The following is an 11,311-nucleotide window of genomic DNA, read 5'->3' on the forward strand; positions in this document are numbered from 1 at the left end:
CGGGGGGGGGGGCGGCGGGGGGTTCGGGGGGGCGGGGTTGGGTTTCGGTGCTTCACCCCCTTGACGCCCCCCCACCCACCCACCGGACCCATCCGGCACCGGACGTCCATGACGGCGCTGGACGTTCCGCCCGATCGCGGATGAAGATTGCGGCGCGGCATACGGCCGGACCGCACTTCCTGGTCAATGAAGGAGCTTCCACTCGGTATGGAGCACGCAATCGACGAGGTCGCGCCGGCCGTGGAGCCGACCGCGAACTACATGATGAGGACGCACTGCGATCCGCACGAGGACATGTTCACGTTGCGGGAGAAGGGCCCGTTGGTCCGGATCCTCGGGGACGCGTCCACTCAGCTCGGCAAGGGCTATGTCTGGCAGGCCCTCGGCTACGACGTCGTGCGGAAGATCCTCGGCGACCACGAGAACTTCACGACGCGGCCCCGGCTGACCGAGGCGGAAGCGGAACGGACGACCAACGGCGAAGACGTGCCCATGGCGCCGCAGTTCGTCGGGCAGATCTCGACCTACGACCCGCCCGATCACACGCGGCTGCGGCGCATGCTGACACCGGAGTTCACCCTCCGGCGGATCCGGCGGCTCGAACCGGCGATCCAGGAACTCATCGACGATCGCCTCGACGAGGTGGAAGCCGAAGGGCCGCCCGCTGATGTGCAAGGACTTTTCGCCGACCCCGTGGGCGGCGGTGTCCTTTGTGAACTGCTCGGCATCCCGCGTGACGATCGCAACGAGTTCATCCGGCGGATCCGGCGCAACGTCGACCTCAGCCGTGGGTTCAAGGCGAGGGCGGCCGACAGCGCGGCGTTCAACCGCTACCTGCTCGGCCTCATCACGCGGCAGCGCGAGGACCCGGACGACGGTTTCCTCGGCATGCTCGTGCGGGAGCACGGGGACAACGTCACGGATGAGGAGCTGAAGGGCCTGTGCACGGCTCTGCTTCTGGGCGGTGTCGAGACGGTCGCGGGAATGCTCGGTTTCGGGGTGCTCGCGCTTTTGGATCACCCCGAGCAGAAACAAATGCTCTTCGAAGGCCGTGAAGAGGCGGATCGCGTCGTCAACGAATTGCTGCGTTATCTCTCGCCCGTGCAGCAGCCGAATCCGCGGATGGCGCTCAAGGACGTCGTCGTCGGCGGACAGCTGATCCGGGCGGGCGATTACGTCCTCTGTTCGATCCTGATGGCGAACCGCGACGAGGCTCTGACTCCGAATCCCAATGTCCTCGACGCGAGGCGCCCCGCGGTTTCGGATGTCGGCTTCGGGCACGGAATCCATTACTGCATCGGCGCCGCGGTGGCGAGGTCGGTACTGCGGATGGCCTATCAATCCCTGTGGAAGCGGTTCCCCGGGCTGAGCCTGGCGGTGCCCATCGACGACGTGAAACTCCGGAACGCGTTCATCGACTGCCCGGATCAATTGCCGGTCTCCTGGTAGAAGGGAAGCGAAATGCGCGTTTTGTTGTGGGCGTGCGGCTCACGCGGGGACGTCGAACCGCTGGTCGCCTTGGCGGCGCGGTTGAAGGAGTCGGGCGCCGAGGTGCGGATGTGCGCGCCGCCGGACAGCGCGGAGCGGCTGGCCGAGATCGACGTGCCGCTGGTGCCGGTCGCGCGGCCGGACCGCAAGATGGACGACGGCGAAGGCCGTGATCCCGAACTCGCGGCAGCCGGGATCGCCGAGCAGTTCGACCAGATGCCCACCGTCGCCGAAGGCTGCGACGTCGTGGTCGCGACCGGGTTGCTGTCCGGCGCGGTCGCCGTGCGGTCGGTCGCCGAGAAGCTCGGGATCCCTTACTACTACGTGGCTTTGTGCCCGATCCACCTGCCGAGCCACCTCGACGCACCGCAGCGCGAGATGTACAACCAGGGTGCCGACGGGCTGTTCGGCGCCGCGCTCAACGGCAAACGGGCCGAGATCGGCCTGCCGCCGGTGAAGAACCTCTTCGACTACTGCTCGACCGACAAGCCGTTGCTGGCGGCGGATCCGATCCTCGCGCCGCTGGAGCCGCGCCACGAGGCCGAGCAGACCGGCGCGTGGATCCTGCCCGACGAACGGCCGCTCCCCGCGGAGCTGGAGGCGTTCCTCGCCGCCGGTCCGCCGCCGGTGTACGTCGGCTTCGGCAGCTCGTCCGGCACCGCCGACGCGGCGAGGGTGGCCATCGAAGCGATCCGCGCACAAGGCCACCGGGTGATCCTCTCCCGGGGCTGGGCGGGTTTGGACCTGCCCGAGGACGAGGGCGACTGCTTCGCCGTCGACGAGGTGAACCTCCAGGAACTGTTCCGCAGGGTCGCCGTCTCCATCCACCACGACGGCACGGGCACCACCCACATCGCCACCCGTGCGGGTGCCCCGCAGATCATCGTGCGCTCGATCGTCGGCCAGCAGTACTACTCCGACCGGGTCGCCGAACTCGGGATCGGTGTCGCCCTAGAAGGGCCGGCCCCGACCTTCGAGGCCATGTCCGCCGCGCTCACCACGGCGCTGGCTCCGGAGGCCAGGGCCAAGGCGACCGCCGTGGCCGACACCATCCGCGCCGACGGGACCACGGTCGCCGTGGACCTGCTGCGTGCCGCGGTCAGCCGCGAAAAGCCGTCGGTTCCCGCCTGAACCGGCCGGAACCGCAGAGAACGGGGAACTACGTGAAGCGCGTGTTGCTGGCGACGTCCGGAAGCCGAGGAGACGTCGAACCGCTGGTGGCCTTGGCGGTGCGGCTGCGGGAGGCGGGCGCCGAGGTGCGGATGTGCGCGCCGCCGGACTCCTCGGAGCGGCTGGCCGAGGTCGGTGTCCGGCTGGTTCCGGTCGGACAGTCGACCAGGACCGCGATCAAGGGGGCCAAACCGCCGTCGCCCGAGGACGGGCCGCGGCTTTCGGCCGAGGCGATGGCCGTCCAGTTCGAAGAGGTCCCGGCGGCCGCCGAGGGCTGTGACGTCGTGGTGACCACCGGAATGCTCGCCACCGCGGTCGCCGTCCGGTCGGTGGCCGAGAAACTCGGAATCCCTTACTACTACGGCTTTTACTGCCCGCGCTTCATCCCGTCGCCGCATTACGCGCCGCCACCGCCGCTGGGCGAGCCGCCCGCGCCGGAAGGCACCGACAACCGCGCGCTCTGGGAGCGCAACAGCCGCAGCGCCCTCAAGCGGTTCGGCGAGCCGCTCAACAGCCAGCGAGCCGCGATCGGCCTGCCGCCGGTGGAGGACGTCTTCCGGTTCGGCTTCACCGATCACCCGCTGCTGGCGGCCGACGCGTCCCTCGCCCCGCTTCAGCCGACCGACCTCGACGTCGTCCAGACGGGCGCTTGGACACTGCCTGACGAGCGGCCGCTTTCGGCCGACTTGGAGGCGTTCCTCGCCGCCGGTCCGCCGCCGGTGTACGTCGGTTTCGGCAGCATGCGCGCCCCCGAAGAGGCCGCCAAGGTCGCCATCGAAGCCGTGCGGGCCCACGGCCGCCGGGTGATCATTTCCCGTGGCTGGGCCGATCTCGCCCTGGTCGACGACCGGAGCGACTGCTTCGCCGCCGGTGAGGGAAACCAGCAGCTGTTGTTCGGCCGGGTGGCCGCCGCCGTCCATCACGGTGGCGCGGGCACGACGACCACGGCCACCCGGGCGGGTGTTCCGCAGGTCGTGGTCCCGCAGATCGCGGACCAGCCGTATTTCGCCGGCCGGGTGGCCGAACTGGGGATCGGTGTGGCGCACGAAGGCCCCACGCCGACCTTCGAATCCCTTTCGGCCGCGCTCGAGACGGCACTCGCCCCGGAAACGCGCGAGCGGGCGACGGCCGTCGCGGGCACGGTCCGCACCGACGGGGCCGCCGTGGCCGCGAACTTCCTCCTCGACGCGGTCGACCGCGTTTCCGTCTGAACCAGGGGATACGAAATGCGTGTGTTGTTGTCGACGACCGGACTCCGCGGAGACGTCGAACCGGTGATCGCGCTGGCGGTGCGGTTGCGGGAACTCGGCACCGAGGTGCGGGTGTGCGCGCCGCCGGACACCGGGGAGCGGCTGGCCGAGTTCGGCGTTCCGTTCGTTCCGGTCGGGCAGTCGCTGCGCGCGATGATGCGAGGGATGTCGGAGGGGGAGGGGCCGGAGCCCCGGCGCCCCGCCGACGAGCTCGCCGAGCAGTTCGACGCGGTCCCGGCGGCCGCGGAGGGCTGTGACGTGGTGCTGGCGACCGGTGTCCTGTCGGCCGCCATCGGCGTGCGGTCGGTGGCCGAAAAGCTCGGCCTCCCGTACTTCTACGCCGCGTACTGCCCGATCTACCTCCCGTCGCCGTACTACCCGCCGCCCCTGTCGCGGGGCGACGGCCGCCCGCCCGAGGAGGCCATGGACGACAACCGGGCGCTGTGGGACTTCTACAACGAGGTCTTCTCCAAGCGGTACGCGGACGCGCTCAACGGCCGTCGCGCGTCGCTCGGCCTGCCCCCGGTGGACAACCTCGTCGAGTACGGCTTCACCGAGCAGCCCTGGATGGCGGCGGATCCGGTGCTGGCCCCGCCCCGGCCCGAACTCGGCGCCGTGCAGACCGGCGCGTGGATCCTGCCCGACGAGCGGCCTCTTCCCGCGGACCTGGAGGCGTTCCTCGCCGCCGGTCCGCCGCCGGTGTACGTCGGTTTCGGCAGCACACCCGAAATCGCGGACACGGTGAAGCTGGCCGTCGAGGCGATCCGTGCGCAGGGCCACCGGGTGGTCCTCTCCCGGGGCTGGGCGGACATGGCCCTTCCCGACGACGGAGCCGACTGCTTCGCCGTCGGTGAAGCGAATCTCCAGGCGCTGTTCGGCCGGGTCGCCGCCGTCGTCCACCACGCGGGCGGGGGTACGACGACCGTGGCCGCGCGGGCGGGCGTCCCGCAGGTCGTGCTGCCCCAGATCACCGACCAGCCGTACTTCGCCGAGCAGGTGGCCGCGCTCGGCATCGGCGTGGCGTTCGAGGAGTTCGGCCCGGCTCCCACGTTCGACTCGCTGTCCGCCGCGCTCGCCACCGCGCTTTCCCCGGAGACCCGGGCACGCGCGAAAGCCGTCGCGGGCACGGTCCGCACCGACGGGACGACCGTGGCCGCCGACCGACTGCGTGCCGCGGTCAGCCGCGTTTCCGTTTGACCATCCCGAAACCGACCAGGGTGAGGAAAATGTCCGATCTGGCTGCAGCACCGCACGAGAACCGGCAGATGGCGCAGTGGTTCGGCGCCGACGCCGAACGGTACGACCGCGCCCGGCCCACCTATCCCGACGCACTGGTCGACCGGGTCGTCTCCTTGAGCCCCGGCAAGAGTTTCGTGGACGTCGGCTGCGGGACCGGCCTTTCGTCCCGTCCGTTCCAGGCGGCGGGCTGCACGGTGCTCGGCGTCGAACCGGACGCGCGGATGGCCGAGGTCGCGCGCAGGCGTGGCCTGGAGGTCGAGGTCGCCAAATTCGAGGACTGGGACCCGGAGGGCCGCACCTTCGACGCGGTCACCTCGGGGACGGCCTGGCACTGGGTGGACCCGTTCGCGGGCGCGGCCAAGGTGGCGGAGGTGCTCGCCCCACACGGGCTGATCGCGTTGTTCGACAACGGTTTCGAACTCCCGGAGGCCGTCATGACGGCGCAGGGGGAGGCGTATCGGCACGCCATGCCGGACGTGAAGTTCGAGCCGCCGTCCAAAAAGGACGAAGATGTCGAAGAATACGTCGAGCAGGTCTATGCCAAGCAGTACGTGAAGGCGGCCGAAGGCATCCAGCGAACCGGCGCGTTCAGCGAGCCGGAGGAACTGCGTTTCGCCTGGTCGCGCGTCTGCACCCGGGACGAATGGCTGGACCAGATCCCGACCCAGGGCGGGCTCAACCACCTCGCGGAGGACGCGCGCGCCCGGTTCCTGTCGTATCTCGGCTCGGCCATCGACGAAATCGGTGGATCGTTCACCATCAACTACGCCACGGTCGGCATCGCCGCGGTCCGGCGCTGAAGTACACCAGGGGAGACGAAATGCGTGTGCTTTTCTGGTCGTACGGGACCCGCGGCGAGATCGAACCGCTGGTGGCCCTGGCGCTGCGATTGAGGGAACTCGGTGACGAGGTGCGGATGTGCGCGCCGCCGGACTACACGAAGCGGCTGGCCGAGGTGAACGTGCCGCACGTCGTGGTCGGCAAGCCGGTGCTCGAAGAAGCGGGCGCGCTGGGCGGACCGCCCGAATCGCCCGAGGCCGCGATCGCGGGGATCGCCGAGCAGTTCGACAAGATCCCGGCGGCCGCCGAAGGCTGTGACGCGGTGGTGGCGACCGGCCTGCTGTCCGGCGCGATCGGTGTCCGGTCGGTGGCCGAGAAGCTGGGCATCCCGTACTTCTACGTCATTCCCTCACCGGTCCTGGTGCCGTCGCCCGAGCACCGGGGCATGTACAACAACGGCGCCGACGGGATGTTCGGCGGCGCGCTCAACGACCTTCGGGCCTCGATCGGCCTGCCGCCGGTGAAGAACCTGTACGACTTCAGCACCACCGACAAGCCCTTGCTGGCGGCGGACCCGCTACTGGCACCGGCGGCCGGCGGTGTCCGGACCGGCGCTTGGATCGAGCCCGACGACCGGCCGCTTTCCGCGGCTCTGGAAGCATTTCTCGCGGCAGGCCCGCCGCCGGTGTACGTCGGTTTCGGCTGCTCGCCCGCCCCTGCCGACATCGCCAAGGTGGCCGTCGAGGCGATCCGCGCCCAGGGGCGCCGAGTGGTCCTTTCCCACGGCTGGGCCGGTTTGACGCTGCCCGACGACGGCGCCGACTGCCTGGCCGTCGGTGAGGAGAACCTGCGGGCGCTGTTCGGCCGCGTGGCCGTCGCGGTCCATCACGGCGGCACCGGCACGACGCATGTTGCCGCTCTGGCGGGGGTTCCGCAGGTCGTGGTCCCGCAGATCGCGGACCACCCGCATTTCGCCGCCAAGGTGGCCGAACTGGGCATCGGGGCGGCGCACGACGGCCCGAACCCGACCGTCGACTCGCTGTCCGCCGCGCTCGTCACGGCGCTGGCCCCGGAAACGCGGGAACGCGCGAAGGCCGTCGCCGGCACGATCCGCACCGACGGGACGACGACGGCCGCGGAACTCGTGCGCGCCGCGGCCCAGCGCTGACCTCGTGAGCGGCAAGGACGGTTCTTTTGAGAGGTAAGGCAGCCGGGCATGCCCCCAATGTGGCATTGGGGACGCTGACCGTCCCCAATGCCACATTGGGGGCATCAGACCGCGGCGCGACCCCCACCACTCACGAGGTCCCGGGCGCTGTCCAGGCTCACCAGTTGAAGCGCGACAAGGCGGTAACCAAAATCAGCACCATGCCTCAAGACCCCGGCGCGACCCGGCTGCTGGCGATATCCCCGCATTTGGACGACGCGGTCCTTTCCCTCGGCGCGACTCTCGGCCGAGCGGCGCGGGACGGCGCGGAGGTCCTCGTCCACACGGTCTTCGCCGGAACCGCTCCGCCCCCTTACTCCGCGGCGGCGGAGCGAATGCACGCTGTCTGGGGTCTTTCCCCGGAGGACGACGCGCCGCTCCATCGCCGGAACGAGGACATCGCCGCGCTCGGCCTGCTGGGGCTGGCGTACCGGCACGGCCGGTTCCTCGACTCCATCTACCGCAGGCTGCCGGACGGCCGATGGCTCACGGATCACGTGGAGGGCGGGCAAAAGCTCGCGCTCAACCAGGATTCGCCCGCCGGGGACGACCGGCTCGTCGCCGAGATCGAGGAAGACCTCGAGGCGATCGTCGCCGAGTTCGAGCCGACGATGATCGTCACGTGCGCGGCCGTCGTCGACCATCCCGACAACGAAGCCGCCCGTGACGCCGCCTTGTCCGCCGCGCGGGCGACGAACATTCCGATCCGGCTGTGGGAAGACCTTCCGTATTCGATGTTCACCCCTGGCACGATCGAACTCCCCGCCGGTTTCCGGCTCGGCACTTCCGGATTCGAGCCTGCCACGGCGGATACTTGGAAACGGAAATACGAAGCCGTCGAGTGCTATTCTTCCCAGCTGACGATGCTCAACGGCAGGAACAAGAATTTGTTCGCGAGGCTGGACGAGCACGCGCGGAAGAATTCGCCACAGGGCGGATTCGGCGAAACCACCTGGCCTGTTCTCCTCGACGAAGACAACGGTTAAGCGAATCCGCGACAGCCGCCGCATCACGCCCGGAGGTACCGGAGTGTCCGCAACACTCACCCATCTGCCGTCACCGTCACTGGACCCCGCGCCCGAGGGCGGGCGCGGCCGGTGGGCGTTCTGGCGTTCGCCCGCCGATCAGCCGGGCTGGGCCCGGCCGGCGCTGCTGGGCATCGCGTTCGTGGCTCTGGTGCTGTACGCCTGGAACCTGCCGCGGGTCGACTTCGCGCCGCTGTACTCGGACACGGCCAAGAGCATGTCCGAGAGCTGGAAGGCGTTCTTCTACGGCACCGTCGACCCGGGCGCGACGTACACCCTCGACAAACTCGCCGGATCGTTCGCGCCACAGGCCATCTCGGCCAAGATCTTCGGCTACCACGAATGGTCGCTGGCGCTGCCGCAGGTGATCGAGGGCGTGATTTCGGTACTAGTGCTGTACCGGGTCGTGCGGCGCTGGGCGGGTGTGGTGCCCGGCCTGCTCGCCTCGGGCATCTTCACCCTCACGCCGGTGCTCGCGTCGATGTTCGGGCACAGCATGCAGGACGGCCTGCTCACGATGTGCCTGGTGCTCGCCGTGGACGCCTATCAGCGCGCCGTTCTCGAGGCGCGGCTCCGGTCGCTGGTCTTGGCCGGGGTCTGGGTCGGGATCGGCTTCCAGGCCAAGATGGTGCAGGCGTGGATGATCCTGCCCGCGCTGGCGATCGGCTACCTGCTGACCGCCCCGGTCGAACTGCGTCGCCGGGCGAAGCATGTGGCGCTCGCCGGAGTGGTGACGCTGTCGGTGTCGCTGTCGTGGATCGCGCTCTACACCTTCACCCCGGACAGCTCGCGGCCGCATATCAGCGGCACCACGAACGACAGCGCGTTCGCCATGGTGTTCGGCTACAACGGCCTCGGCCGCGTCGGCGTCCACCTGCCCGGCGCCGAGGACCCGAACGGGCGTGGCGGCCTGCCGTCGCTCGGCCCGGGCGGCCCCGGTGGCGGTCCTGGTGGTCCCGAGGGCGGTCCGGGTGACGGCCCTGGCGGTGGCCCCGGTGGTCCTGAGGGCGGTCCCGGTGGCCCCGAAGGCGGTCCGGGCGACGGTCCCGGACCTGAAGGCGGTCCCGGGGATCCGCAGGGCCCCGGCGGCGGTCAGGGGCTGGACGAGAACGGGAACTTCGGGACCAAGCACCAGGACGAACAGAACGGGAACGTCGGCCCGAAGGCCGAAGGCGGCCAGCCCCTCGGGCCGGGCGGCCCCCAGCCGGACCAGTCCAAAGTGGAGACACGAGCGGATCCGCTCGGCGCCACCAAGCTGCTCGACGGTCACCTCGGCGTCGCGATCGCCTGGTTGTTCCCGCTCGCCCTGCTGTCGCTGCTGTGCGGGCTCTGGTGGTGGCGCCGCGCCGAGCGCACCGATCCGGTGCGCGGCGGGCTGGTGATGTGGGGTGTCTGGCTGGTGACCTTCCTCTTCGTCTTCAGCGCGAGCGCCGTCGCGCACACCGCGTACGTGGCCTCCCTCGCCCCCGCGATCGCCGCGCTTTCCGCGCTCGGCATCGTGACCTTCTGGCGGGCGTACCGCACCGGCGGCAGGCAGGGCCGGCTCCTGCCGATCGCGATCGCGGCGGAACTGGCCTGGGGTGCCTGGCTGTGGTCGCATTACCCGAACTTCCTGCCGTGGGCGAAATGGGGCACCCTCGCGCTCGGCGTCGCCGCCCTCGTGGTGCTGATCCTGGCGCGGGTGCTCAAGAACGCGTCCAAGTCGCTCGTCACGGCCGGGCTCGTCATCGGTGTCGTGGCGATGCTGGCCGCACCCGCCACCTATGCCTTCTCCGTACTCCACCCCGATTACTCCGGCAGCTCCTTCGACGCCAACGCCGGACCGGCGTCCGGCTCCTTCTGAGACGAGCCGGTGCCGTTTTCATCGCCTGCGGAAGAATCCGCCGGCCGGAAAGGAAATCCGCTGATGCAGGAATCGCTCGACTCCACCGAGGTCCACCGTCGTTTCCAGCTGATCGCCAACGGGCCCGCCCTGTTCAACGCGGTCGTGTCCGGTATCGAGTTGGACATCTTCGACTTCCTGGAAGAGCGCGGCGGCGCCGACGCGGCGGCGCTCGGTGAGTTCACCGGCCTGGAGCCGCACAAGGTCCGGGTGCTGATGCTCGCGCTGACCACCACGGGCCTGATCGAGAAGCGCGGCGTCGACTATGTGAACCACCCGGTCGCGACCGAACTGCTCGCCACGAGCGGACCGGAGAGCTGGCAGCACATCCTGCTCAGCTGGAAGACCATCTACTACCCGGCGTTCGCCCGGATGACCTCCGCGCTGCGCGCCGGCACCAACGAGGCCCTCGACGCGCTCGACGGCCCTGGCGACACGCTGTACGCGCGGCTCGGCAACGACCCGGAGAAGGCCCGGATCTTCTACACGGCGATGTCGGCGTTCTCGTTGCAGACGATGCCGGGACTGCTGGAGCACATCGACGTGAAGTCGTCGCGGCACCTGCTCGACGTCGGCGGCGGCGACGGCACCACGGCGTCGGCGCTGCTGAAGGCCAACCCCGGCCTCAAGGCCACCCTGCTCGACCTGCCCAGCAGCGTGGAGCTGGCCGAGCAGCGCGTGCCGGCCGAGGTCACCGGCAGGCTCACCATGCACCCCGCGGACCTGCTGACCGACCCGTTCCCCGGCGGCACCGACCACGCGCTGTTCAGCCACGTCCTGGACACCTTCACCGCCGAGCAGTCCGTCATGCTGCTGGCCAAGGCCTACGAGGTGCTGCCGTCCGGCGGGAAGATCTCGATCTACGGCTTCGCGGCCGCGGACGACGAGACCGGCGGCCCGTTGTCGGCGCGGCTTTCGCTGTACCTCAACATCCTGGCCACCGGACGCGGAATGGCGTGGCCGCAGGCCGAGGCCGCGGCGTGGCTCAAGTCGGTCGGCTGCGTCGACGTGCGTTCGGTGGAGCTGCCGTTCGAGCACGCGCTGGTGACGGGCACGAAACCCTGACCGTTTGAGTACATGAAGGCCCCCTTCCTTGCGTCTGGCGCAAGGAAGGGGGCCTTCATGTACTTCTGGAGTCGGGCGGCCCTCCGCCTGCCTGGCACGTGTCGCGAAAGCCACTTTCGGGACGTCAGGCGTCGCGAAAGTGGCTTTCGCGACACGTCCCATCAACCCCGGAACACGAAAAAGGCCCCCCACCACACCCAAGGCT

At 70.0% G+C, this 11,311-nt stretch carries 9 protein-coding genes; all 9 read left to right on the top strand.

Going from position 1 to position 11,311, the window contains the following annotated elements; all coding sequences use genetic code 11:
• Positions 1 to 207 precede the first annotated feature (207 nt).
• The 9 genes from ACIHAO_RS18370 to ACIHAO_RS18410 all read left to right on the top strand — a co-directional run bounded on the left by ACIHAO_RS18370 (position 208) and on the right by ACIHAO_RS18410 (position 11,106).
• Positions 208 to 1,449: a cytochrome P450 gene (locus ACIHAO_RS18370; protein ID WP_396559241.1), complete on the top strand. Its 1,242-nt coding sequence runs from the start codon at positions 208 to 210 to the stop codon at positions 1,447 to 1,449.
• Positions 1,450 to 1,461: 12 nt separating this feature from the next.
• Positions 1,462 to 2,619, top strand: a complete 1,158-nt coding sequence (locus tag ACIHAO_RS18375) for a glycosyltransferase (protein ID WP_396559243.1) — start codon at positions 1,462 to 1,464, stop codon at positions 2,617 to 2,619.
• 32 nt (positions 2,620 to 2,651) lie between these two features.
• Positions 2,652 to 3,869, top strand: a complete 1,218-nt coding sequence (locus ACIHAO_RS18380; protein ID WP_396559245.1) for a glycosyltransferase — start codon at positions 2,652 to 2,654, stop codon at positions 3,867 to 3,869.
• A gap of 15 nt (positions 3,870 to 3,884) precedes the next feature.
• Complete coding sequence (locus ACIHAO_RS18385; protein ID WP_396559247.1) at positions 3,885 to 5,105, top strand: glycosyltransferase; 1,221 nt, start codon at positions 3,885 to 3,887, stop codon at positions 5,103 to 5,105.
• A gap of 29 nt (positions 5,106 to 5,134) precedes the next feature.
• Positions 5,135 to 5,947 (top strand): class I SAM-dependent methyltransferase, encoded by an 813-nt coding sequence (locus ACIHAO_RS18390; protein WP_396559249.1) that lies wholly within the window; start codon positions 5,135 to 5,137, stop codon positions 5,945 to 5,947.
• A 20-nt stretch (positions 5,948 to 5,967) separates the two neighbouring features.
• On the top strand, positions 5,968 to 7,095 hold the full coding sequence (locus ACIHAO_RS18395; RefSeq protein ID WP_396559251.1) for a glycosyltransferase: 1,128 nt from the start codon (positions 5,968 to 5,970) through the stop codon (positions 7,093 to 7,095).
• A gap of 200 nt (positions 7,096 to 7,295) precedes the next feature.
• On the top strand, positions 7,296 to 8,120 hold the full coding sequence (locus tag ACIHAO_RS18400; RefSeq protein ID WP_396559253.1) for a PIG-L deacetylase family protein: 825 nt from the start codon (positions 7,296 to 7,298) through the stop codon (positions 8,118 to 8,120).
• Positions 8,121 to 8,163: 43 nt separating this feature from the next.
• The gene (locus ACIHAO_RS18405) at positions 8,164 to 10,002 is read left to right on the top strand and encodes an ArnT family glycosyltransferase (protein WP_396559255.1); all 1,839 of its coding nucleotides are present in this window, start codon (positions 8,164 to 8,166) and stop codon (positions 10,000 to 10,002) included.
• Positions 10,003 to 10,065: 63 nt separating this feature from the next.
• Positions 10,066 to 11,106 (top strand): methyltransferase, encoded by a 1,041-nt coding sequence (locus tag ACIHAO_RS18410; protein ID WP_396559257.1) that lies wholly within the window; start codon positions 10,066 to 10,068, stop codon positions 11,104 to 11,106.
• The last annotated feature ends 205 nt before the right edge of the window (positions 11,107 to 11,311 follow it).

Source organism: Amycolatopsis sp. NPDC052450 (assembly GCF_044547565.1).
In the GTDB taxonomy this organism is placed as follows: domain Bacteria; phylum Actinomycetota; class Actinomycetes; order Mycobacteriales; family Pseudonocardiaceae; genus Amycolatopsis.

Bases quoted from the DNA above. Each gene is read 5' to 3' on its own strand.
- ACIHAO_RS18410 (WP_396559257.1), top strand. From the start codon at position 10,066: ATGCAGGAATCGCTCGACTCCACCGAGGTCCACCGTCGTTTCCAGCTG.
- ACIHAO_RS18370 (WP_396559241.1), top strand. From the start codon at position 208: ATGGAGCACGCAATCGACGAGGTCGCGCCGGCCGTGGAGCCGACCGCG.
- ACIHAO_RS18395 (WP_396559251.1), top strand. From the start codon at position 5,968: ATGCGTGTGCTTTTCTGGTCGTACGGGACCCGCGGCGAGATCGAACCG.
- ACIHAO_RS18385 (WP_396559247.1), top strand. From the start codon at position 3,885: ATGCGTGTGTTGTTGTCGACGACCGGACTCCGCGGAGACGTCGAACCG.
- ACIHAO_RS18390 (WP_396559249.1), top strand. From the start codon at position 5,135: ATGTCCGATCTGGCTGCAGCACCGCACGAGAACCGGCAGATGGCGCAG.
- ACIHAO_RS18400 (WP_396559253.1), top strand. From the start codon at position 7,296: ATGCCTCAAGACCCCGGCGCGACCCGGCTGCTGGCGATATCCCCGCAT.
- ACIHAO_RS18375 (WP_396559243.1), top strand. From the start codon at position 1,462: ATGCGCGTTTTGTTGTGGGCGTGCGGCTCACGCGGGGACGTCGAACCG.